A 23,316-nucleotide genomic window follows, 5' to 3' on the forward strand; every position below is an offset into this window, starting at 1 on the left:
CTGTCCGCCCGACCGACCGATCGTTCGGTTCATCCTCTTCAATGGTGAGACGACGGCCCGTAGGGTGTCAACCTCTGTGGTCAACCCTGTGGACGCCGGACGATCGGGGCGGGATGGATTCGAACGCGCACGAGCCCGCCGAAGGGGGCGCCGCAGCACCCCCTCGGGCGCCCGGGATCGCCGGTCTGTCCACCCCGTACCGGGTGGTCGCCGCGCTGGCCCTCGGAGCCGTCGCCGTGGCGGCCTTCGGGCACCTCGCCCTCGTGTTCCTGCACGTCGCCCCGTCCAACACGGTGAGCAAGCGGCACGCGCAGACGATCGACGGGTGGATCTACCCCGAGTTCGAACAGAACTGGAAGCTCTTCGCGCCCAACCCGCTCCAGCAGAACATCGCGGTGGAGGTGCGCGCCGAGGTGCGCACGGCGGCCGGCGAGCGCATCACCACCGACTGGCGGGACCTGAGCGCCGAGGACGGCGCGGCCATCCGGCACAGCCTGCTGCCGAGCCACACGGAGCAGAACGAGCTCCGCCGGGCCTGGGACTTCTTCACCGGCTCCCACGACGAGGACAACAACGCGAACGGGGAGCGCGGCGAGCTGTCCGAGCAGTACCTGCGGCGGATCGCGCTGGACCGGCTGCGACCGGACCACCGGGGCGGGTACATCCTGCGGATCCAGCTGCGCTCGGCGACGACGGCGGTGGCCGCGCCGAAGTGGACCGACGAGACGACCGACACCGAGACGTACTACCGGGAGCTGCCGTGGTGGACGGTGTGAGGGCCTCGGCGGCGCGGGCGCTGGCGAAGGTCACCGGGCAGGCGCTGGGCCCGTACCAGAGCGCCGTGGTGCGGATCGGCTTCGCCGGGACCTGGCTGTTCTTCCTGCTGCGGGAGTTCCCGCACCGGGCCGAGCTGTACGGGCCGGACGGGCCGTGGAGCTGGGCGCTGGCGGAGCGGCTGATCGCCTCGAACGGGGCCTTCTCGGTGCTGATGTGGTCGGACTCGACGCTGTGGTTCGAGATCGTCTACGGCGTCTCCGTGCTGGCGAGCGCGGGGCTGCTGCTGGGGTGGCGGACGCGGGCCACGTCGGTGGTGTTCATGATCGGGGTGCTGGCGCTGCAGAACCGCAGCGTGTTCATGGGGGACGGCGGGGACAACGTCATCCACCTGATGGCGATCTACCTGGTGCTGACGCGGTGCGCCCAGGTGTGGTCCCTGGACGCGCGGCGGGCCCGGCTGCGGGGCTCCGCGTCGGCGGGGGCGGCCGGGCCGGTGCTGTGGGCGGTGCTGGGCGCGGTCTTCGCGTACGGGGCGGCCACGGGGCGGTTCGGCGCCGGGTGGCTGGCGGTCTTCGCGGGGCTGTGGGTGGTCTGCGGGCTGTGGTGGCTGGTGGACCGCTACGAGGCCGAGGGCGAGGGGCGGGCGGTCCTGGACGTCCTGGCGAACCTGCTGCACAACGCGGGGATGCTGGTGATCATGGCGGAGGTCTGCCTGATCTACGCGACGGCGGGCTGGTACAAGATCCAGGGCTCGCGGTGGCAGGACGGGACGGCGCTGTACTACCCGCTGGGGCTGGACTACTTCACGCCGTGGCCGGGGCTGTCGGCGCTGGTGGCGGGCAGCGGGACGGTGGTGATGCTGCTGTCGTACGGGACGGTGGCGGTGCAGGTGGCGTTTCCGTTCACGCTGTTCAACCGGCGGATCAAGAACGTGCTGCTGGCGGTGATGATGCTGGAGCATGCCGGGATCGCGGTGCTGCTGGGCCTGCCGTTCTTCTCGCTGGCGATGATCGCCGCTGACGCGGTGTTCCTGCCGACGGGGTTCCTGGTGTGGCTGGGCGTCCGCGTCGCCGTCCTCCGGCCGGGGCGGCGGGCCGCTGCCGATCCTGTGGCGGTGGATGCGGAGCCGGTGCCGGTGGTGCGCTGAGCGGCGCCGCCGCTCCCGGGGCTCCGCCCCGTACCCCGCGCCTCAAACGCCGGCGAGGCTGAAAGATCCGGGGCTCCGCCCCGGACCCGCTCCTCAAACGCCGGAGGGGCTGAATCTGCCCTCCGGCGCAATCCCGCCGCACCTGCAGGTGGCGGGGGCCAAATCCAGCCTCGCCGGCGTTTGAGGCGCGGGGTACGGGGCGGAGCCCGGGGAACGGGGGAAGGGCGGGGCGGGGAGAAAAGCCCCGCGCAGCGGCGCAGGCGACGGACCGTAGGGTCGGGGTATGAGTGACTACGGCAGTGCGGATGAGACGGTGCGGCGGTGGCGGGAGGCCGTCGGGCGGGAGGATCTCGTGCTGCTCGACGGGTTTCACGCGCTGAAGCACGCCCTGCGCTTCGGGGCCCGGATCCAGATGGCCGTCGCCGACGATCCGGACGGCGTACGGGCGCTCGCCCGCGGGCTGGCTCCGGATGTCGAGGCCGATGTGGCCCGGCTGGTGCGGGCGGCTCCGCTCAAGGGGCTGCTGCCCCGCGTGCACCCCACCGGGGTGGCCGCGCTCGCCGTGCGGCCCGATCGGGACGCCGGGCGGGCCGCGCTGGCCGCGGCGCCCCGGGTCGCGCCCGTCGTCGTGCTCGACAACCCCCGCAACCTCGGCAACGTCGGGGCCGTCGTCCGGCTCGCCGCCGGCTTCGGTGCCACCGGCGTGGTGACCCGCGGCGACCTCGACCCCTGGCACCCGAACGTGGTCCGGGCCGGGGCCGGGCTGCACTACGCCACCGTCGTGGACACGGTGACCCTGGAGACGCTGCCGCCCGGGCCGCTCTACGCGCTCGACCCGGAGGGCGAGGACATCCGCACCCTCACCCTCCCGGACGACGCCCTGCTCGCCTTCGGCTCGGAGAGACACGGGATCTCACCCGAGCTGCGCGCACGGGCCGACCACCTGGTATCCCTGCCGATGCGGCCGCAGGTCTCCAGCTACAACCTCGCCACCAGTGTCGCGATGGCACTGTTCCACTGGGGCGGGCCCAAGGCGTAGCCGCTACGCCTGACGGCGGACCTCCACCACGCGGAAGCGGTTCGACACGAAGGCGCCGTCGCACAGCGCCGCGTTGGCCGCCGGGTTGCCGCCCGAGCCGTGGAAGTCCGAGAACGCCGCGGTCTGGTTGACGTACACCCCGCCGGTCAGGTTCAGCGAGAGCTGCGCCGACTCCTCCAGGCAGACCTCCTCGATCGCCCGCTCGGTGTCCGCGGAGGTGGTGTACGCGCCCACCGTCATCGCGCCCTTGTCGCGGACCGTGCGGCGCAGGAGGTCCAGCGCGTCCGCCGTGGAGTCCACGGCCACGGCGAAGGAGACCGGGCCGAAGCACTCCGAGAGGTAGGGCGCCTCCGGGTCCGGCTTGGATGCGTCCAGCTTCACCATCACCGGGGTGCGGACCACCGCGTCCGGGAACTCGGGGTTCGCGACCTCACGGGAGGGCAGCGCGACCTCGCCCAGGGCGGCCGCCGCCTCCAGCCGGGCCTTGACCTCCGGGTTGACCAGCGCGCCCAGCAGGGCGTTGGCCCGGGCGTCGTCGCCCAGCAGGCCGCCGACCGAGGCCGCGAGGTCGGCGACGACCTCGTCGTACGACTTGTGGCCGGCGTCCGTCTCGATGCCGTCCCGCGGGATCAGCAGGTTCTGCGGGGTCGTGCACATCTGGCCGCTGTAGAGGGAGAGGGAGAACGCCAGGTTGGACAGCATTCCCTTGTAGTTGTCCGTCGAGTCGACGACCACCGTGTTGACGCCGGCCTTCTCCGTGTAGACCTGCGCCTGGCGGGCGTGGGTCTCCAGCCAGTCGCCGAACTCCGTGGAGCCGGTGTAGTCGATGAGCTTGATCTCGGGGCGGACCGCGAGGGTCTTGGCGATGCCCTCGCCCGGACGCTCGACGGCCAGCGCCACCAGGTTCGGGTCGAAGCCGGCCTCGGCGAGGACCTCGCGGGCCACCTGGACGGTGAGCGCCAGCGGCAGGACGGCCCGCGGGTGCGGCTTGACCAGGACCGGGTTGCCGGTGGCGAGGGACGCGAACAGGCCCGGGTAGCCGTTCCAGGTCGGGAAGGTGTTGCAGCCGATCATGAGCGCGATGCCGCGCGGGACCGCGGTGAAGGTCTTGCCGAGCTCCAGCGGGTCCTTCTTGCCCTGCGGCTTCGACCAGTCGGCCTGCCCCGGGACCCGCGTCTGCTCCTCGTACGCGTAGGCCACCGCCTCCAGGCCGCGGTCCTGCGCGTGCGGTCCGCCCGCCTGGAACGCCATCATGAAGGCCTGACCGCTGGTGTGCATGACCGCGTGCGCGAACTCGTGCGTACGGGCGGAGATGCGGGCCAGGATCTCGATGCAGACCATGGCGCGCGCCTCGGGGCCCGCGTCGCGCCAGGCGCCCATGCCGGCCTTCATCGCGGGCAGCAGTACGTCCGGGTCCACATGCGGGTACTCGACGCCCAGCTCAGGGCCGTACGGGGACACCTCGCCGCCCGTCCAGCCGTCGGTGCCGGGCTGCCCCAGCTCCAGCCGGGTGCCGTTCAGGGCCTGGAAGGCGGCGAGGCCGTCGGCGGGGGCGGTCTCGCCGTACGCCTTGGGGTGCTCGGGATGCGGCGACCAGTAGGCGCGGCTGCGGATCGCCGACAAGGCCTGGTCCAGGGTGGGCCGGTGCTTGGCGGACAGCTGGGGGACGGTGAGCTCGGCGGCCATCACAGACCAACTCCTCGTTGAGCCGGGCGAAGAAGAGCAGACTGGAGTTAGAGTAACCGAACGATCGGTCGGGACAAGAGGGCCCGGCAGACCTGTGGATAAGTCGGTGCGGGAGGATCAGGACATGACAGCAATCGAGCGGTCCCGCACTGTGGCGGTCGTCGGCGCGGGCACCATGGGACAGGGCATCGCCCAGGTCGCCCTTCTCGCAGGTCACCGCGTGCTGATCCACGACATCGACGCCGCGCTCGCCGCCGCCGCGGTCGCTTCCGTGTGCGACCGCGTCGAACGGATGGCCGCCAAGGGCCGGCTGGACCGGGCCGAGGCCGACGACGCGATCGGCCGAATCGGTTCGGCCGCCGCCCTGGAGGGCCTGGCCACCGCCGCCCTCGTCGTCGAGGCGGTCGTCGAGGACGCCGGCGTCAAGCGCGCGCTCTTCGCCGCACTCGAAGAGGTGGTTTCGCCGGACGCGCTGCTGGCCACCAACACCTCCTCCCTCTCGGTCACCGAGCTCGCCGCCGGCCTCGCGCACCCCGGCCGCTTCCTCGGCCTGCACTTCTTCAACCCGGCCCCGCTGCTCCCGCTCGTCGAGGTGGTCAGCGGTTTCGCGACCGACCCGGCCGCCGCCGAGCGCGCGTACCGCACCGTCCTCGGCTGGGGGAAGACGCCGGTCCGCTGCGCCGACACCCCCGGTTTCATCGTCAACCGGATCGCCCGCCCCTTCTACGCCGAGGCCTTCGCGGTGTACGAGGAGCAGGGCGCCGACCCGGCCACCATCGATGCCGTGCTCCGCGAGAGCGGCGGCTTCAAGATGGGCCCGTTCCAGCTGACCGACCTGATCGGCCAGGACGTCAACGAAGCGGTGACCCGCTCGGTGTGGGAGTCCTTCTTCCGCAGCCCCAAGTTCACCCCCTCCCTCGCGCAGCGCCGCCTGGTCCAGTCGGGCCGGCTCGGCCGCAAGTCGGGCCACGGCTGGTTCCCGTACGGCCCGGACGTGACGGTTCCGGCCCCGCACACCGCCCCCCGCGAGGAGGCCCCGGCCAAGGTCACCGTGGTCGGCGACCTCGGGCCCGCGGCGGAGCTGGCCGAGCTGATGGAGGAGGTCGGGATCGCGGTCACCGCCACCGAGCACGGGGGCCCGTACATCCAGCTCCCCGGCGAGGGCCAGCTGGTGCTCGCGGACGGGAAGACCTCCGTCGAGTTCGCGGACGTCGTCTACTTCGACCTCGCGCTCGACTACCGCGAGGCCACCCGGATCGCGCTCTCCGTCAGCGAGGACACGAGCGAGCGGACCCTCGCCGAGGCGGTGGGCCTCTTCCAGGCGCTCGGCAAGCAGGTCTCCGTCATCGGCGACGTCCCCGGCATGATCGTCGCCCGGACCGTCGCGATGCTGATCGACCTCACGGCCGACGCGGTCGCGCGCGGCGCGGCCACCGCCGAGGACATCGACACGGCCATGCGGCTCGGGGTCAACTACCCGCTCGGACCGGCCGAATGGCACGACCGGCTCGGCCGGGACTGGGCCTACGACCTGCTGCACCACCTCGACGAGCGCTGTCCCGGCGGCCGGTACGCGCCCTCGCTCGCGCTGTTCAAGCTGGGCTACGCGGCGGGCGACGAGGACGAGGCGGAGTTCGAGGACGAGGCGGCGGGCAGCGCGGAGGGGACCGAATGACCACGGCCAAGCGGGACACCTACACCCCCGAGACGCTGCTCTCCGTCGCCGTCCAGGTCTTCAACGAGCGCGGCTACGACGGCACCTCCATGGAGCACCTCTCCAAGGCGGCGGGCATCTCGAAGTCCTCGATCTACCACCACGTCGCCGGCAAGGAGGAGCTGCTCCGCCGTGCCGTGAGCCGCGCCCTCGACGGGCTCTTCGCCGTCCTGGAGGAGCCGGGCGCGGTACGGGGCCGGGCGGTCGAGCGCGTCGAGTACGTCACGCGCCGCACGGTGGAGGTGCTCGTCTCCGAGCTCCCGTACGTGACGCTGCTGCTGCGCGTACGGGGCAACACCCGGACCGAGCGCTGGGCCCTTGAGCGCCGCCGCGAGTTCGACCACCAGGTCGCCGACCTGCTCAAGGCGGCCGCGGCCGAGGGCGACCTGCGGGCCGACGTGGACATCCGGCTCGCCACCCGGCTGCTCTTCGGCATGGTGAACTCGCTGGTCGAGTGGTACCGGCCGCACCCGGGCACGGGCCACGACCAGCTCGCGGACGCGGTGGTCCACATGGCCTTCGACGGCCTGCGGACGGTCCGCGTCTGAGCGGCCCCTCAGTATTCCCCGGTATTCCCTGATCGAACCGGCAACCGCATGTGTACTCTGAGCGCGCGCTCCTTCCTGAGCGCGTTCAAAACCTACATGGGGGGGCCGGTGCGCAATCGCCGACTCGTAGTTTCGGCTGCCATGATCGTTGCGGGCAGCCTTGGTTTCATCCCGGGAACGGCCCAGGCGGCCGATCCCGTCGCGCCGAAGAGCCAGGGGGCGGCGCTGCCCGCCGTTGACCTGGGCAAGGCCGCGGCCAACAGCGTCACCACCTTCACCAGCCCCGCCGACCGCTCGGTCCGGCGGGCCCTGCCGCAGGCCAAGGGCAAGGCTGCCGCCGCTCCGCAGGCCGAGGCGCAGGCCGCTGCCGGCAACCCGGAGCTGGCGATCCTGCTCGACGCCAAGGGCACGACCGCGCACGGACTCGACCTGACGACCACCATCACGAGCGCGCAGAGCTCGCTGAGTGTCAAGGTCGAATGGGGCGACGGCACCTCGGACACGGTCGGGGCCTACGGCTCGACCGTGCTGAAGCACCAGCACAGCTACGCCGAACTCGGTGAGTACAAGATCACGGTCACCGTGACGGACGCCGCGAACCAGGCCGAGGTCGCCAACACCTTCGAGATCACGACCTCGGGCTCGGACTTCACCCCGTACGCGCCCACCCGCGTCCTGGACACCCGCGAGGGCATCGGCGCGAAGAAGGGCACGGTGGCCCCCTACGGGATCACCCGCCTCAAGATCGGCGGCAACGGCGGGATCCCCGAGGGCGTCACCGCGGTGGCCCTCAACGTCACCGTCACCAACACGGCGGGCGACGGGTTCGTCACGGTCTACCCGGACGGCCGGGACCGGCCGACCACCTCGAACCTGAACTTCAAGGCGGGCCAGACCGTCCCGAACCTGGTGATCGTGCCGGTCGGCAAGAACGGCTACGTCGACCTGTACAACCACTACTCGTCGGTGGACCTGGTCGCCGACGTCACCGGCTACTTCACCCGTTCGGAGTCCAGCGGCTACACCCCGCTGACCCCGGGCCGCATCGTCGACACCCGTGAGGGCCTCGGCACGCGGCGCGGCCAGGTTCCCTCGAAGGGGTCGTTCAACCTCCCCGTGGGCCCCGCCGGCCGCTACACGGCCGTCGCGCTCAACGTGACGGTCACCAACCCGCAGAACTCGGGTTACCTGACCCTGTCCCCGAACGGGCAGCAGGCGCCGGCCACCTCGAACCTGAACTTCACCACCGGTCAGACCATCGCCAACTCGGTGATCGTGCCGGTCGGCCCCGACGGTTCGATCAACGTCCTCAACGGCGGCTGGGGCGGCGCCGACGTCGTCATCGACTTCGTCGGCTTCTACAGCAAGGACAGCAAGGCCTCCTACATCCCGATCGGCCCCTTCCGGACGCTCGACACCCGTGAGCCCGAGTGGAAGTACGGACCGCTGGAGGGCGGCAGCTACGCCTCCATCGGCTACTCGCCGGGCGAGCCCCACATCGCGGGCTACGTGCTGAACACCACGGTCACCAACACGCAGGCCGACGGCTACCTCTCCGTCGCCCCGAACCCGAACACGTGGGAAGACGTCAAGAACCACACCGGGATGCCCGTGCAGCCGCCCGGCTCCTCCACCCTGAACTGGACGAAGGGCAAGACGGTCCCGAACCTCGTCCAGGCCAGCTCGGGCAACCACGGAGTCGTCGACTTCTGGAACCAGAGCTGGGGCAACATCGACCTCGTCGTCGACATCTTCGGGTACTACGAGACCAACTGATCTCCGGCTGATCTCCGATCGATCCGATGATCGGGCAGCGCCCCGGGAACGGCCGTCCAGGCCGCCCGGGGCGTTCGCGCGTTCGGGCCCCGGCGCACCGGAGCTACGGGGATACGGGGCTACGGAGCCACGGGGCTACGGGGTCTCCTCCGAGATCGTCGGGCCGCCGGCCGGGCCCGGGCCCGGGGCCAGCAGGTCCGTTTCCTCGAAGACCAGCAGGGTGCGCGTGGAGAGCACCTCCGGGATGGACTGGAGGCGGGTCAGGACCAGCTCGCGCAGCGTGCGGTTGTCCGGCGTGTGCACCAGCAGCAGGACGTCGAAGTCCCCGCTGACCAGCGCGATGTGCGCGGCGCCCGGGAGCTCGCGCAGCTGCTCGCGGACCGTGCGCCAGGAGTTCTGGACGATCTTCAGGGTGATGTAGGCGGAGGCGCCCTGGCCGGCCCGTTCGTGGTTGACGCGGGCCGTGAACCCGCGGATCACCCCGTCGTCGATGAGCCGGTTGATCCGGGCGTAGGCGTTCGCCCGCGAGACGTGCACCTGCTCCGCCACCGACCGTATGGACGCGCGGCCGTCCGCCTGGAGCAGCCGCATGATCGCCCGGTCGATCGGGTCCAGGGGGCGGGGCGGAACGGAAGGTACCGGTGGGGTACCGGGGGTAGCCCCCGGTGACGCCGGTGCGGAACCCGCTCCGGCCATTTGTTCATCCGGCATTGCCCCATGCCTCCCTCTCCTGGACGTCCTGCACCCATCCCAGGGCCCCGGCGCCAGTTTGTCCACAGCCTGGAGCCGCCTGTAGCCAAATTGCGCGAACAACCGAACAATCGGTAGGTGAGGCGCCTCACACTCCCCCAGCTACCGCTGGGGGGACCCCCAGAGCGTCCAATCGACTTCCCACGAGGAGGTGTACGCCGCCATGACGGTCCAAGAGCTGCCCGGTGCCGGTGCATCCCACCGCCCCACCCCGCCGCCCGCCTGGAGGCCCCGTACGGATGCCGCCCCGCTGCTCCCGGACCCCGAGCCCTACCGGGTGCTGGGCACTCCGGGGGCAGACCGGCTCGACCCGGCGCTGATGCGCCGTTGCTACGCCGAGCTGGTCCGCGGCCGCCGCTACAACGCGCAGGCCACCGCGCTGACCAAGCAGGGCCGGCTCGCCGTCTACCCCTCCACCGTGGGCCAGGAGGCCTGCGAGATCGCCGCCGCGATGGTCCTGGAGGACCAGGACTGGCTCTTCCCGAGCTACCGCGACACCCTGGCGGCCGTGGCCCGCGGGCTCGACCCCGTACAGGCGCTGACCCTGCTGCGCGGCGACTGGCACACCGGCTACGACCCCCGTGAGCACCGGATAGCCCCCCTGTCCACCCCGCTCGCCACCCAGCTGCCGCACGCGGTGGGCCTGGCGCACGCGGCCCGGCTGCGCGGCGACGACGTCGTGGCCCTGGCCATGGTCGGCGACGGCGGCACCAGCGAGGGCGACTTCCACGAGGCGCTGAACTTCGCCGCCGTCTGGCAGGCCCCGGTGGTCTTCCTCGTCCAGAACAACGGCTTCGCGATATCCGTCCCGCTCGCCAAGCAGACCGCGGCCCCGACGCTGGCCCACAAGGCCGTCGGCTACGGAATGCCCGGCCGGCTGGTCGACGGCAACGACATCGCCGCCATGCACGAGGTGCTGACCGAGGCGGTCCGGCGGGCCCGGGCCGGCGGCGGTCCGACCCTGATCGAGGCCGTCACGTACCGGATGGAAGCCCACACGAACGCCGACGACGCGACCCGCTACCGCGGCGACGCCGAGGTCGAGGCCTGGAAGGCGCACGACCCGGTGGAACTGCTGGAGCGCGAGCTGACGGCGCGCGGGATCCTGGACGAGGCGGGCATCCAGGAGGCGCGCGACGCGGCCGAGACGATGGCGGCGGCGCTCCGCGAGGGCATGAACGCGGATCCGGTGCTGGACCCGATGGACCTCTTCGCGCACGTCTACGCGGAGCAGACCGACCGGCTGCGCGAGCAGGCGGCCATGCTGCGCGCCGAGCTGGAAGCCGAGGAGCAGCAGTGACGACGGTGGCGGCGAAGTCCGCGAAGCAGGCGGCCAAGCCGGCGACGATGGCGCAGGCCCTGACCCGGGCGATGCGCGACGCGATGGCGGAGGACCCGACGGTCCACGTCATGGGCGAGGACGTCGGGACGCTGGGCGGGGTCTTCCGGATCACGGACGGGCTCGCGAAGGAGTTCGGCGAGGACCGGTGCACGGACACCCCGCTCGCGGAGGCCGGCATCCTCGGCGCCGCGGTCGGCATGGCCATGTACGGGCTGCGGCCGGTGGTCGAGATGCAGTTCGACGCGTTCGCCTACCCGGCCTTCGAGCAGCTGATCTCGCACGTGGCGAAGATGCGCAACCGCACGCGGGGCGCGATGCCGCTGCCGATCACCATCCGGGTGCCGTACGGCGGCGGGATCGGCGGGGTGGAGCACCACTGCGACTCCTCCGAGGCGTACTACGTGGCGACGCCCGGCCTGCACGTGGTGACCCCGGCGACGGTCGAGGACGCGTACGGACTGCTGCGCGCGTCGATCGCCAGCGACGACCCGGTGGTCTTCCTGGAGCCGAAGCGGCTCTACTGGTCGAAGGCGGACTGGAACCCGGCGGCCCCCGCCGCCGTCCCCGGCATCGGCAAGGCCCTGGTGCGCCGTGCGGGCACGAGCGCGACGCTGATCACCTACGGGCCTTCGCTGCCGGTGTGCCTGGAGGCGGCCGAGGCTGCGCGCGAGGAGGGCTGGGAGCTGGAGGTCGTGGACCTGCGCTCGCTGGTCCCCTTCGACGAGGACACGGTCGTGGAGTCCGTACGGCGGACCGGGCGCGCGGTGGTCGTCCACGAGGCGAACGGCTTCGGCGGGCCGGGCGCGGAGATCGCCGCCCGCGTCACGGAGCGGTGCTTCCACCACCTGGAGGCGCCGGTGCTCCGGGTGACGGGCTTCGACATCCCGTATCCGCCGCCGATGCTGGAGAAGCACCACCTGCCCGGTGTGGACCGGATCCTGGACACCGTGGCCCGCCTGCAGTGGGAGAACTGATGCCGCAGGTAATGGAGTTCAAGCTCCCCGACCTCGGGGAGGGCCTGACCGAGGCCGAGATCGTGCGCTGGCTGGTGGCGGTGGGCGATGTCGTCGCCGTCGACCAGCCGGTCGTCGAGGTCGAGACGGCCAAGGCGATGGTGGAGGTGCCCTGCCCGTACGGCGGCGTGGTCACCGCCCGCTTCGGCGAGGAGGGGCAGGAGCTGCCGGTCGGGGCTCCGCTGATCACCGTGGCGGTGGGCGCGCAGACGCTCCCGGAGGCTCCGGCGGCCGAAGCCGAGGGCTCCGGCAACGTGCCGCGGCCCCTGATCGGGTACGGCACGGACCACTCGCGCCCGGCGCGTCGGCGACGGGTGCGACCCGTCACCGCCGAGGTCACGGCGCCGGTCGTCCCTGCCGTCCCGGCCGTGCCTGCCATCCCTGCCGTGCCGGTTGCGGTCGGGCCCGTCGCGGTGATCTCGCCGCTGGTGCGGAAGCTGGCCAAGGACAACGGGGTCGATCTGCGGGCGCTGCGGGGGTCGGGGCCCGAGGGGCTGATCCTGCGGGCGGACGTGGAGGCGGCGCTGCGGGCGCCGGTGGCGGTGCCGGCGTCGGCTCCGGCACCGGTGTCGGCTGCCCCGGCTCCGCAGGGGGAGCGGATTCCGCTCAAGGGCGTGCGGGGCGCGGTCGCCGAGAAGCTGTCGCGCAGCCGCCGGGAGATCCCGGACGCCACCTGCTGGGTCGACGCGGACGCCACCGAGCTGATGGCGGCCCGCGCCGCGATGAACGCGGTGGGCGGCCCCAAGATCTCGGTGCTGGCGCTGCTGGCCCGGATCTGCACGGCGGCGCTGGCCCGCTACCCGGAGCTCAACTCCACGGTGGACCTGGCGGCGGGCGAGATCGTCCGGCTCCCGGCCGTCCACCTCGGCTTCGCCGCGCAGACCGAGCGGGGCCTGATGGTCCCGGTGGTCCGCGATGCCCAGAGCCGGAACCCGGAGTCCCTGTCGGCGGAATTCGCCCGCCTGACGGAGCTGGCGAGGGCCGGGAAGCTGTCCCCGGCCGACCTCACGGGCGGGACCTTCACCCTCAACAACTACGGGGTGTTCGGGGTCGACGGCTCCACGCCGATCATCAACCACCCGGAGGCGGCGATGCTCGGGGTGGGCCGGATCATGCCGAAGCCGTGGGTGCACGGAGGGGAGCTGGCGGTCCGCCAGGTCGTGCAGCTGTCGCTGACGTTCGACCACCGGGTCTGCGACGGGGGCACGGCGGGTGGCTTCCTCCGCTACGTCGCGGACTGCGTGGAATCCCCGGCGGTGCTGTTGCGCACGCTGTAGCCGTGCGGGGTACCGCTGCGCGGAGCGGGTCCCCTACCCGCCCTTCCACCGTTCCCTGGGGCTCCGCCCCAGACCCATACGTGCGCTGCGCGCCCGCAAACGCCGGGCGGGCTGAATTCAGCCCCTCCGGCGTTTGAGGAGCGGGGTCTGGGGCGGAGCCCCAGGGGCCCGTCAGGGCCCTGTTGTGAGGAGGAGTTTGCCCACGTGGCTGCTCGACTCCATGACCCGGTGTGCCTCGGCGGCGTCCGCCATCGGGAACGTCGCGTGGACCACCGGCCGGACGCGGCCCGAGGCGACCAGCGGCCACACGTGCTCCCGTACGGCCGCGACGATGGCCGCCTTCTCCTCCAGCGGCCGGGCCCGCAGCGTGGTGGCGGTGATCGCCGCACGCTTGGCGAGCAGCGCGCCGAGGTTCAGCTCGGCCTTCACCCCGCCCTGGAGTCCGATGATCGCCAGCCTGCCGTTCACGGCGAGGGCGTCGACGTTCCGGGAGAGGTACTTGGCGCCCATGATGTCCAGGATCACGTCCGCCCCGGCCCCGCCCGTCGCCGCCTTCAGCTCGGCCACGAAGTCCTGTTCGCGGTAGTCGATCAGGATGTCGGCGCCCAGCTCCTTGCAGCGCGCGAGCTTCTCCGGGCCCCCGGCCGTCACCGCGACCGTCGCGCCCACGGCCTTCGCCAGCTGGATCGCCATCGTCCCGATGCCGCTGGATCCGCCGTGGACGAGAAGGGTCTCGCCGGGGCGCAGGCCCGCCACCATGAACACGTTGGACCACACCGTCGCGACGACCTCGGGCAGGGCGGCCGCCGTCACCAGGTCCACGCCCGCAGGAACCGGCAGCAGCTGGCCCACGGGAACGGCCACCTTCTGCGCGTACCCGCCGCCGCTCAGCAGGGCGCACACCTCGTCGCCCACCGACCAGCCGGACACGCCCGGCCCGATCGCGACGATGCGCCCGGAGCACTCCAGGCCGGGGTGGCGCGAGGCGCCGGGCGGGGGCTCGTAGAACCCCTGCCGCTGCAGGATGTCGGCGCGGTTCACGGCGCTCGCCGCGACCTCGACGAGGACCTCGCCGTCGCCCGCCACCGGATCGGGTACGTCGGTCCAGACGAGGGCCTCGGGCCCGCCGGGCTGCTCGATGGTGATCGCATGCATGGCCCGGAGGCTACGCCAACGGGCCCGGCCGGAACAGCATCTACTCGGCGGGGCCCAGCGTCACCGGCGGTGAGGACGGCGGCGCCGCGCGCACGATGGTGATGAGACGGTCCGTCAGCTGGAGCGGGCTCGCGTGCGGATCGTCGTACGGCAGCAGCCGGTGCCCGCGCAACACGCTCACCACCAGGTCGCCCGTGTCCCGCACCGACTTGCCCACCTCGGAGCGGTTGACGGGGCGTTCGATGAGGTCGAGGCCGCTGCCCTGCTGGATCAGGTCCTCCATCACGGTGCCCGCGCTCGGGCTCAGGACCGACAGGCCCAGCAGCCGGCCGGCCGCGCTCGCGCTCGTGATGACCGCGTCCGCGCCGGACTGGCGCAGCAGCGGCGCGTTCTCCTCCTCGCGCACCGCAGCGACGATCTTCGCGCCCCGGTTGAGCTGTCGGGCCGTCAGCGTGACCAGCACCGCCGTGTCGTCCCGCTGGGTGGCGATGACGATCTGACGGGCCTTCTGCAGCTCGGCGCGGAGCAGCACGTCGGAGCGGGTCGCATCGCCGACCACGCCCGTCAGGCCCTCCGCGTTCGCCATGTCGATGACCTTGGCGCTGGGGTCGACGACGACGACCTGCTCCCTGGAGAGGCCGGTGGCCAGCAGCGTCTGCAGGGCCGAGCGGCCCTTGGTGCCGAAGCCCACGATGACCGTGTGCTCACGCAAGTTCTTCCTCCAGCGGTTCAGCCGCCACTCTTCCCGGGTCCGTTCCGTCAGGACCTCCAGGGTGGTGCCGACCAGGATGATCAGGAACAGCACGCGCAGCGGGGTGATCAGCAGGATGTTGATCAGCCGCGCGCTGTCGCTGTACGGGACGATGTCGCCGTAGCCCGTCGTCGACAGGGTCACGGTGGCGTAGTAGACGCAGTCGAGGAAGTCGACCTTGCCGTTGGCGTTGTCGTGATAGCCGCCGCGGTCCACCCAGACGAGCAGCACCGTCAGGCCCATCACGAACAGGGCCATCAGCAGGCGTCTGGTCACCTGCCGCAGCGGCTTCTCCACGATCCGCTTGGGCAGTTTGATGCGCCGGGAGACGAGCTTCTCGTCCGCACCCCGGGCCATGGCGTCCTGGCCGTGAAGTTTCACGTGAAACATCCTCCGGACGCCCACGGCAGATCGAGGATCTCCAGGTCCTGCCCGGACCGCGCCCCGTGCGGCGGTACGACGGCCAGCGCATCGGCGGCGGCCACGCCGCGCAGCATCGCGGGACCGTTGTAGCGCAGGGGCACCGCGTGCTCGCCGCTCAGCTGCACCGGGACCAGCCGGGTGTCGTGCGGGTGCCCGGGAACGTCGTCCTGGACCGTGGCGGTGTAGCGGGGGCGCCGGCGGCGGCCGGCGAGGGCGCGCAGCAGCGGTTCGGCGAGGGTCAGCAGGCCGGACACGGCGGCGAGCGGGTTCCCCGGCAGCCCGACCAGGTGCCGTCCCTCGGCGCGGTCGCCGATCCGGGCCAGCAGCATCGGATGCCCGGGCCGTACGGCCACCCCGTCGACGAGGAGTTCGGCGCCGGCCCGCGCCAGCACGGGATGGACGTGGTCGACGGGGCCGGAGGCGGTGCCGCCGGTGGTGACGACCACATCGGCGGCGGAGGTGGTGACGGCCTGGAAGAGGGCCTCTGCCCCGGCCGGGTCGTCGCCGAGCCGCCGGGTGCCGATGACCTCGGCGCCGAGCCGGGTCAGCCAGGGGCCGAGCATGGGGCTCAGCGCGTCGCGGATCAGGCCGTCGTGCGGGCGGCCCTCGGTGAGCAGTTCGTCGCCGAGGACCAGGATCTCCACGCGGGGCCGGGGCCGGGTGGTCAGTTCGTCGTACCCGGCGGCCGCGGCGAGGCCGAGTACCGCCGGGGTGACCAGCGAGCCGGCGGGCAGCAGCAGGTCGCCGGAGCGGCACTCCTGGCCGCGCGGGCGGATGTCCTGCCCGGTGAGGACGGGCCGGTCGGCGAAGAGCTGGGTGCCGCTCTCGCGGCAGTGCTCGCTGCGGACGACGGCGGTGGTGTCGGCGGGGATCCGGGCGCCGGTGGCGATCCGTACGGCCTCGCCGTCCGCGAGGGGCGCGGGCCGGTCGGAGCCGGCCAGCACCCCGCCGCCCGCCCGGACGTTCCACGGACCGGGACCGGCGACGGCCCAGCCGTCCATGGCGGAGGTGTCGAAGGACGGCAGGTCGGTCAGGGCGTCCAGGGGCGCGGCCAGCACCTCGCCGAGGGCGTCCGCGAGGGGGACCCGATGGGTGCGGGGCCGCACCCCGGCCCCGGCCTGGACGGCCGCGTCCCGGGCCCGCGGCCAGGCGCAGGCGCGGTGGCCGCCGGCCCCGCCGCCCTCGGGGGAGCGGCTGACCAGGGCCAGGGCCTGCTCCAGGGCCTCCTCGGCCGTGCCTTTCGGCGGTGCGGCGGAGGCGGGTGTGGGGGCGGAGGCGGGTGAGGCAGGCGTGGGGGCGGAGGCGGGTGAGGCGTCCAGGGCGTGTTCGGCGTCGGTGGGGGTCATCCGGAGCCGTTCTGTTGGGGGTCGGCGGCATCGGCCTCCGCCTCGGCGGCCCAGCGCAGCGCCAGGTCGGCGGCTTTGCGGGAGGCTTCGGCCACGGCCTGGGCGGGGTCGGCCCCGGCGGCCTCGGCCCGGGCGGCCGCGTAGCCGACCAGGAAGGTGGTCAGGGGGGCGGCGGGCCGGTCGACGCCGTGGGCGGCGTCACGGGCGAGGTCGAGCAGGGACTTGACGTCGACGGGGAGGTCGATGCCCAGCTCGTTCTTGACGGCGGTGATCCATTGGTCCAGCACGGTTCCATGCTCCCTGATCCGGGCGCGGGCGGCGGCGAGATCGTCCCAGGTGTCGCAGTCGAAGGAGGCCAGTGGCTGCGCCTCGATGCGCCTGAGGTCCAGTTCGGCGGTGAGGCTGCGCAGCGGGAGCCCGGTCAGCCGGCCGTGTTCGGTGGCGAGCAGGGCGATCTCGCGGCGCAGGGGCTCGGCCCGGTAGGCGGCGACCAGCGGCTGGTCCTTGCCGTCGGGGTCCCGCAGCAGGGCCCCGTCCGGGGCCGAGGGGGCCAAGGGGGCCGCGACGCCGTCGAGCAGCGCCCGTACGGTGTCCCGGTCCAGGAACGGCAGGTCGGCGGAGAGTACGAGGACCAGCTCGGCCGTGGTCTGCCGCAGCCCGGCGTCCAGCGCGGCCACCGGGCCGCCGCCGGGCGGCTCCTCGCGGGCCCAGCGCACCGGGCGCGCGGTCGCCCGGCGGCCGCCGACCACGACGGTGGTCCCGGCGTCCGCGCAGGCGTCGAGGACCCGGTCGAGGAGGGCGCGGCCGCCGACGCTCAGCGCGGGCTTGTCGGCCCCGCCGAGACGCCGCGCGGCGCCGCCGGCCAGCACGATCGCGTCGTAGCTCATGCCCCAGAGTATGCGGCGGCCATGTCCCCTCCGGGGAGCCCCACTTACCCGCTGTTTATCCGCCGGACCGGGAGTCCGCCGGCCGGGCGGAGGGTTCCGGGGGCCCCTCCGGCACGGGCAGGCGGGCGACGAAGGGGCCCGCCGCCAGCGCGGCCCCGGCCGCTGCCAGGGAGATCAGGCCGCCCCCGTAGAGCACCCAGCGGACGCCCCAGTGCTCGGCGAGCCGCCCGGCGAGGAGCGCGCTCAGCGGGGTCGTGCCCTGGAAGACCAGCGTGTAGAGGGCCATCACCCGGCCCCGGTAGCGCGGGTCCGAGCCGAGCTGGACGCGGTGGTTCGAGGCCTGCGCGAAGTACATCATCGCGAAGCCGGTCAGCCCGAGGAGCACGCAGGCCGTGGGCAGGTTCGGGGCGAGGCCCGTGACGGCCTCCAGGGCGCCGAAGGCCAGCGCCGAGCCCGCCACGACGAGGGCCGTCGGCCGCCCGCGCCGGGCGGTGGTCACGAAGGCGGCCAGCAGCGAGCCCGCCGCGAGTGCGCTGCTCAGCAGCCCGAAGGCGGTCGAGTCCGTGTGGAACTCCGTCTTGGCCAGCAGCGGCAGGGTGAGCTGGAAGGTGTAGCCGACCAGGCCGAGCACGCCCACCAGGGCCATCGGCAGCATGATGTCGGGGCGCCGGCGGATGTAGCGCAGCCCGTCGACCACCCGGGCCCGGCGCGGCCGCGCGGCCGCCCGGTGGAGTTCCGCCGGCCGCATCATCACCACGCTGACCACGGTCGCCAGGTAGCTGACGGCGTTGACCAGCACCACCGGGCCGACGTCGAAGCGGGCGATGAGCAGGCCCGCGAGGGCCGGCCCCACCACCCGCGCGACATTGAAGTACGCGGCGCTCATCGCGGACGCGTTGGGCAGCAGTTCGGCGCCCACCATCTCGCTCACGAAGGAGATGCGGGTGGGCGCCTCCACGGAGTTCACGGTGCCGAGGGCGAGCGCGAACAGCCAGATGTGCCACAGCTGCACCTCCCCGATCAGCACCCACACCCCCAGCGCCAGCGCGAGGACGGCCGCCGCCAGGTTCGCGAGGATCAGCAGGTACCGCTTGTCGTACCGGTCCGCCAGCCGTCCCCCGTACAGCGTCAGCAGCAGGACGGGCGTGAACTGCATCGCCGTCACCACGCCCAGCGCCGTGCCCGAGTCCCCCGAAAGGTCCAGCACCAGCCAGTCCTGGGCGATGACCATCATCCAGGTGCAGGTGGCGGACAGGACCTGCCCGAGGACGAACAGCCTGAAGTTGCGCACCGCCAGCGATTGGAAGGTGCGCTGCAAGGTCTTCACGTTCCGTCGGTTCCCCTTCAAGAGCCGTGGCCGCGCCCGCACGACGAAGGCGGGCCCGGATCACGCTGGGCGTGATCCGGGCCCGCCTTCATCCTGCCGAAACGGCCGGCTACAAGTAGGGACCCGAGCGGACGGCGCCGTGTCCGCCGTCCTCGTCGTCGTGCGGGGCGCCGGGCGGGAGTGCGCGGCGCATCTGCTCCAGCTGGGCCCGCGCCGCCATCTGCTGCGCGAACAGGGCCGTCTGGATGCCGTGGAAGAGGCCTTCCAGCCATCCCACCAACTGCGCCTGGGCGATGCGCAGTTCCGCTTCGGAGGGGATGGCCTCCTCCGTGAACGGCAGGGACAGGCGCTCCAGTTCCTCCACGAGCTCCGGGGCCAGGCCGTCCTCGAGCTCCTTCACCGAGGCGGCATGGATGTCCTTGAGCCGGACCCGGCTCGCCTCGTCGAGAGGCGCGGCACGTACCTCTTCCAGGAGTTGCTTGATCATGCTTCCGATCCGCATGACCTTGGCGGGCTGTTCGACCATTTCCGTCACCGGGACCTCGCGCGACTCGTCATCGGCGCCGCCGACCGGCATCCCGTCCTGTCCCACGATCAGGCCGTGCGGGGGGCTGTCCTGCGACCGTTCACTCCTCGGCATCTCCATGCCGTCATTCTCTCGCACACCGTCGTACTCACACGGTGTGCCCCCGTACAGGCGTGATCCACCCTGTACGGGGGCACCGGGATCGACCCGTGCGGAGCAATCGGCGCTTTAGCCGGCCGCCCGCCGTGCCAGCGCCCCGCTGGACCGGGTGACCAGGGCCGCCAGCAGTGCCGCGCCCAGCGGGACCAGGATCAGCAGCCCGCCGAGGGTCTCCCAGGGCACCGCGATCGGCACGTAGCGCTCGGCGCCCGCGGACTCGTACCCCATCGCGACGGCCCGATCGAGGAACCGGTCCATCTCGCGGGCCTGGACGAGCCGCAGTCCGACCGCGGGCAGGATGCCGGCCGCCGAGCCCAGGACCACGCCCATCAGGGCGATCACCCCGCACTGGAAGCCGCTCAGCGTCCGCCGGACCCGCGGGGGAGCGCCGACCGCCGCCAGCGTCTTCAGGTCGGCCTCGGCGTCGGCCTGGGCGAGCCCGGTGGCGATGCCGGCCGCGCCGATGGTGACCAGGCCGGCGAAGAGGGTCAGGGCGAGCACCTCGATGCTGTTCTCCTGCTGGTAGCCCTGCTCGATCTTGACCGAGGCGTCCACGCCCATCGTGTCGAAGACGCCGTCCAGCCGCTGGCGCTGCTCACTGCTCGGCAGACCGTCGAGCGCGAAGTACGAGCCGTAGGGGGCCGTCGTCAGCCCGGCGGCCTTGGCCGTCGCGGCGGGCAGGACGAGCTTGAAGCCCCAGCCGTTGACGCCCTCCGGCACCTGGTAGACGGGCAGGACCTTGTCCTCGCCCGGCGTCTCCCCGCCCTCGCCGCGCGCGCTCTCGGCCGCGTTCGGGTCGGTGATGATCCGGATGGTGATCTTGCCGTCCTTCACGTTCTGCTTGTTGAAGGAGACGGGCTTGCCCGACTGCAGCGCGGCCACCGCCCCGGGGTCGGTCACGGCCAGCGCGGTCAGCAGCTTCTCGTCGGCGACGACCGCGTCGTTCTCCACGAAGTTCCCCCACCGGCTCTCCGCACAGCGCCAGTCCTTGCGCAGTTCCCTGGCCTGGTCGGGCGTGAAGTCGGCGGGCCCGTGCTTGGATTCGTAGAGCGGGCAGCGCTGGTCCTTGGGCACGATGATCTCGGCGCGCCCGCAGCCCTTGGCGTTCGAGTACGGGTCGCAGCCCGGCTTGCCGACCACCAGGCGGTCCACGTCGGCCCGTACGGACAGCGAGAACTCCTTGGCCAGGGCCTCGCGCACGGCGGGCACGTCCTTGTAGGAGCTGTTGTCGGCGACGGCGATCATCCCGGCGTGGTGCGGCAGGTCGGCGACGTACTCGTGACGGGCCTGGATGTCCTTGCTGTGCTGGTACGTCGCCACCGCGACGGTACCGGCCACGGCGGCCAGGACCGCGGCCACGGCGGGAGCCGTACGCCCCCGGTTGCGCACGGCGTCGCGCAGCGCGAGCCGCGGCGACAGCGGCATCCAGCGCCCGATCCGCCCGAAGAGGCCGACCAGGACCGGGGTGAGGGCGACGATGCCGAGCTCGGCGATGGCGCTGCCGCCCGCGACGACCAGGGAGCCGGTCTCGGACAGCGTCCCGTACAGGGCGATGGCGGCGCCGCCCGCGACGGCGAGCAGGCCGATGACGGGCAGCACCCGGTTGGCCCGGCGGATGCCGCGGCGCCCGGTGAGCGAGGCGAGCACGGTCTGCCGCGAGGCGGTGACCGCGGGGACGATGGCGGCCAGCAGGCCGGTCACCACGGCGAGCAGGGCGATCGCGGCCAGCTCCAGCGGGCGCAGTTCGAAGCCGCCCCAGCGCAGGCCGAGCTTCTGCTCCAGCAGCGGCCGCAGCCCGAGGGTGAGGGCGATGCCGAGGACGGTGCCGACGACCGCGGCGGCGGCGCCGATGACCAGGCCGCCGGAGAGCACGATGGCCCGGATGTGGCGCCGGTCGCCGCCGTTGGCGCCGACGAGCCCGAGCTGGCGGCGCGAGCGCCGGGCGCCGACCGCGAAGGCGGGTCCGGCGAGCAGGCAGATCTCCAGCATGGCCAGACCGACGACGGTGGCCAGGACGGCCATCTCGACGGCGCGGGTGGAGTCGCCGGACTCGAACCGCTCCTTGGGCTCCTCCGCGTACAGCGGCACTTCGGAGTCGGCGGGCTTGTGGAGGATGACGGCGCGCGAGATGGCCACCACGCCCTTGGCGTTGGCCTCCTTGACCATGTTCCACGTGAAACCATCGCCGCCGGCGACCTTCACGAGGTACTTGTCTTCGGCCCGCACCCCGGGCACCCCGGCGGCCTGCAGGGCCTTGTCGAGCGGCGTGAGCAGGGTGCCCGGCTGGGCGATGAGCTGTGCGTTCCCGAGCGAGCTGGGCAGTTCGTACGCGCCCACGATCTTGTACTCGAGGTCCGTGCCGCGCGCGTTGACGCTGGAGCCGACGTAGTAGCCGGACTCCTTCAGGAAGGCGTTCGTGGCGATGACCTCGCCGGCCGCCTCGGGCAGCCGGCCGCGGTCGAGCGTGAACCGGCCCTTCACCAGCGGGCTGTGCGTGTCGATCTCGCGCAGGTTGGTGTCGAGGAGCCCGTGCGTGGTGCGCAGTTTGGTGTGCCCGGTGCTGTCCTTGAGGACCTGGGCGCCGGCCGGGAGCGACTGCTCAAGCAGTTCCGGGTTCTCCTCCTGGGGCGGCACGTACGAGTCGTAGCCGCCCACCGGCGCGAAGCGGTCGCCTTCGGGGTTCTGCAGGATCGGGACGTTCATGCGGGAGAGGCTGAGCTCGGCGTCGGAGGCGCCGATGCGGCGCTGGAGGTCCTGCTCGGCGGAGAGCTGGGCGCTGCGCATCGTCAGGTCGGCGGCGCTCACGCCGACGATCGGCAGGGCGATCATCGCGAGGACGAGGATGCTGCGGCCCTTGGAGCGCCAGGCGTCGCGGCGGGCTATGCGGATGGCCGCGACCCAGGAGTGGTACCAGGAGATCACTGGCCGGCCGCCTGCCCCGAGAGGAGGGAGTCGGCCTGGCTGCGCAGGGTCTCGTCGACCACGCTGCCGTCGCGCAGGAAGACGACGCGGTCGGCCCAGGCGGCGAAGCGCGGCTCGTGCGTGACGAGGACCCCGGCCGCGCCGGCGTCGCAGCGGGAGCGCAGCAGGGCGAGGACGGATTCGCCGGTCTCGGAGTCGAGGGCGCCGGTGGGTTCGTCGGCGAGGACCAGGCGGCGGTCGCCGACGAGGGCGCGGGCGATGGCCACGCGCTGCTGCTGGCCGCCGGACATCTCGTCGGGGAACCGGTCGGCGAGCTGCCTCAGGCCCATCTCCTCCAGCGCGGCGAGGGCGGCGGCGCGGCCCTTGCGGGCGGAGGTGCCGTCGAGCTCCATGGGCAGGGCCACGTTCTCGGCGGCGGTGAGGGCCGGGATCAGGTTGTAGTCCTGGAAGACGTACCCGATGCTGCGGCGGCGCAGGGCGGCCAGTTCCTTGCGGCTCGCCGTGGTGATGTCGGTGCCCTCGACGACGACGCGGCCGCTGGTGGGGGTGTCGAGGCCGCCGGCGAGGGTGAGCAGCGTGGACTTGCCGGAGCCGGACGGGCCCATGACGGCGACGAGTTCGCCGGGGAAGACGGAGAGGTTGATGCCGCGCAGGGCGTGCACCTCGGTGGCTCCGCTGCCGTGGGTGCGGACGAGCTGGTCCAACTGGAGTACGGGTTGCTGGGCGTGGCGCTGGTCAGGCATGGATGTTT

At 72.9% G+C, this 23,316-nt stretch carries 19 protein-coding genes; 9 read left to right on the top strand and 10 right to left on the bottom strand.

The window, feature by feature from the left end:
- Positions 1-113 precede the first annotated feature (113 nt).
- The 3 genes from ACFWBN_RS01460 to ACFWBN_RS01470 all read left to right on the top strand — a co-directional run bounded on the left by ACFWBN_RS01460 (position 114) and on the right by ACFWBN_RS01470 (position 2,963).
- The gene (locus ACFWBN_RS01460) at positions 114-776 is read left to right on the top strand and encodes a DUF5819 family protein (protein ID WP_385168682.1); all 663 of its coding nucleotides are present in this window, start codon (positions 114-116) and stop codon (positions 774-776) included.
- Positions 764-1,924, top strand: coding sequence for an HTTM domain-containing protein (locus ACFWBN_RS01465; RefSeq protein ID WP_385168685.1), 1,161 nt, complete (start codon positions 764-766; stop codon positions 1,922-1,924). Before ACFWBN_RS01460 ends, ACFWBN_RS01465 begins: the two co-directional genes overlap by 13 nt.
- 283 nt (positions 1,925-2,207) lie before the next feature.
- Entirely contained in the window at positions 2,208-2,963 is a 756-nt protein-coding gene (locus ACFWBN_RS01470; RefSeq protein ID WP_385168688.1) for a TrmH family RNA methyltransferase, read from the top strand.
- Between the two features lie 3 nt (positions 2,964-2,966).
- On the opposite strand, the gene paaN is transcribed toward ACFWBN_RS01470, so the two are convergent.
- On the bottom strand, positions 2,967-4,649 hold the full coding sequence (gene paaN, locus ACFWBN_RS01475) for a phenylacetic acid degradation protein PaaN (RefSeq protein WP_385168690.1): 1,683 nt from the start codon (positions 4,647-4,649) through the stop codon (positions 2,967-2,969).
- A gap of 124 nt (positions 4,650-4,773) precedes the next feature.
- Between paaN and ACFWBN_RS01480 the strand changes: the two genes are divergently transcribed.
- The 3 genes from ACFWBN_RS01480 (at position 4,774) to ACFWBN_RS01490 (ending at position 8,687) form a co-directional block, all read left to right on the top strand.
- Entirely contained in the window at positions 4,774-6,324 is a 1,551-nt protein-coding gene (locus ACFWBN_RS01480) for a 3-hydroxyacyl-CoA dehydrogenase (RefSeq protein ID WP_385168693.1), read from the top strand.
- On the top strand, positions 6,321-6,911 hold the full coding sequence (locus tag ACFWBN_RS01485; RefSeq protein ID WP_385168695.1) for a TetR/AcrR family transcriptional regulator: 591 nt from the start codon (positions 6,321-6,323) through the stop codon (positions 6,909-6,911). Before ACFWBN_RS01480 ends, ACFWBN_RS01485 begins: the two co-directional genes overlap by 4 nt.
- Before the next feature lie 141 nt (positions 6,912-7,052).
- Positions 7,053-8,687, top strand: coding sequence for a hypothetical protein (locus ACFWBN_RS01490; RefSeq protein WP_385168698.1), 1,635 nt, complete (start codon positions 7,053-7,055; stop codon positions 8,685-8,687).
- Between the two features lie 135 nt (positions 8,688-8,822).
- Here the strand turns inward: ACFWBN_RS01490 and ACFWBN_RS01495 are convergent, their stop codons facing one another.
- Positions 8,823-9,398, bottom strand: coding sequence for an Lrp/AsnC family transcriptional regulator (locus tag ACFWBN_RS01495; protein ID WP_385168700.1), 576 nt, complete (start codon positions 9,396-9,398; stop codon positions 8,823-8,825).
- Positions 9,399-9,600: 202 nt separating this feature from the next.
- On the opposite strand from ACFWBN_RS01495, the gene pdhA reads away from it, so the two are divergent.
- The 3 genes from pdhA to ACFWBN_RS01510 are packed head-to-tail and all read left to right on the top strand — an operon-like array spanning position 9,601 to position 13,069.
- Positions 9,601-10,737: a pyruvate dehydrogenase (acetyl-transferring) E1 component subunit alpha gene (pdhA, locus tag ACFWBN_RS01500; protein ID WP_385168703.1), complete on the top strand. Its 1,137-nt coding sequence runs from the start codon at positions 9,601-9,603 to the stop codon at positions 10,735-10,737.
- Positions 10,738-10,784: 47 nt separating this feature from the next.
- Positions 10,785-11,753 carry an alpha-ketoacid dehydrogenase subunit beta gene (locus ACFWBN_RS01505; RefSeq protein WP_385168936.1) on the top strand — a complete coding sequence of 323 codons (969 nt, stop codon included), beginning with the start codon at positions 10,785-10,787 and terminating at the stop codon, positions 11,751-11,753.
- Positions 11,753-13,069, top strand: coding sequence for a dihydrolipoamide acetyltransferase family protein (locus tag ACFWBN_RS01510; protein ID WP_385168706.1), 1,317 nt, complete (start codon positions 11,753-11,755; stop codon positions 13,067-13,069). Before ACFWBN_RS01505 ends, ACFWBN_RS01510 begins: the two co-directional genes overlap by 1 nt.
- Positions 13,070-13,240: 171 nt before the next feature.
- Here ACFWBN_RS01510 and ACFWBN_RS01515 read toward each other — a convergent pair whose 3' ends face one another.
- From ACFWBN_RS01515 to ACFWBN_RS01550, 8 genes are all read right to left on the bottom strand, one after another.
- Positions 13,241-14,224, bottom strand: coding sequence for an NAD(P)H-quinone oxidoreductase (locus tag ACFWBN_RS01515; protein WP_385168708.1), 984 nt, complete (start codon positions 14,222-14,224; stop codon positions 13,241-13,243).
- A 40-nt stretch (positions 14,225-14,264) separates the two neighbouring features.
- Positions 14,265-15,365: a potassium channel family protein gene (locus ACFWBN_RS01520; protein ID WP_385168711.1), complete on the bottom strand. Its 1,101-nt coding sequence runs from the start codon at positions 15,363-15,365 to the stop codon at positions 14,265-14,267.
- Positions 15,353-16,744, bottom strand: a complete 1,392-nt coding sequence (locus tag ACFWBN_RS01525) for a molybdopterin molybdotransferase MoeA (protein WP_385168714.1) — start codon at positions 16,742-16,744, stop codon at positions 15,353-15,355. The genes ACFWBN_RS01520 and ACFWBN_RS01525 overlap by 13 nt, the downstream gene beginning before the upstream one ends.
- Entirely contained in the window at positions 16,741-17,631 is an 891-nt protein-coding gene (locus ACFWBN_RS01530; protein WP_385168717.1) for an NTP transferase domain-containing protein, read from the bottom strand. The genes ACFWBN_RS01525 and ACFWBN_RS01530 overlap by 4 nt, the downstream gene beginning before the upstream one ends.
- A 55-nt stretch (positions 17,632-17,686) precedes the next feature.
- On the bottom strand, positions 17,687-18,949 hold the full coding sequence (locus ACFWBN_RS01535; RefSeq protein ID WP_385168939.1) for an MFS transporter: 1,263 nt from the start codon (positions 18,947-18,949) through the stop codon (positions 17,687-17,689).
- 118 nt (positions 18,950-19,067) lie between these two features.
- Positions 19,068-19,604, bottom strand: coding sequence for a bacterial proteasome activator family protein (locus ACFWBN_RS01540; RefSeq protein ID WP_385168720.1), 537 nt, complete (start codon positions 19,602-19,604; stop codon positions 19,068-19,070).
- A 108-nt stretch (positions 19,605-19,712) separates the two neighbouring features.
- Positions 19,713-22,565 (bottom strand): FtsX-like permease family protein, encoded by a 2,853-nt coding sequence (locus ACFWBN_RS01545; RefSeq protein WP_385168722.1) that lies wholly within the window; start codon positions 22,563-22,565, stop codon positions 19,713-19,715.
- Positions 22,562-23,308 carry an ABC transporter ATP-binding protein gene (locus tag ACFWBN_RS01550; RefSeq protein WP_385168725.1) on the bottom strand — a complete coding sequence of 249 codons (747 nt, stop codon included), beginning with the start codon at positions 23,306-23,308 and terminating at the stop codon, positions 22,562-22,564. Before ACFWBN_RS01550 ends, ACFWBN_RS01545 begins: the two co-directional genes overlap by 4 nt.
- Between the last annotated feature and the right edge of the window lie 8 nt (positions 23,309-23,316).

The organism is Streptomyces sp. NPDC059989 (assembly GCF_042736975.1).
In the GTDB taxonomy this organism is placed as follows: Bacteria; Actinomycetota; Actinomycetes; order Streptomycetales; family Streptomycetaceae; genus Streptomyces.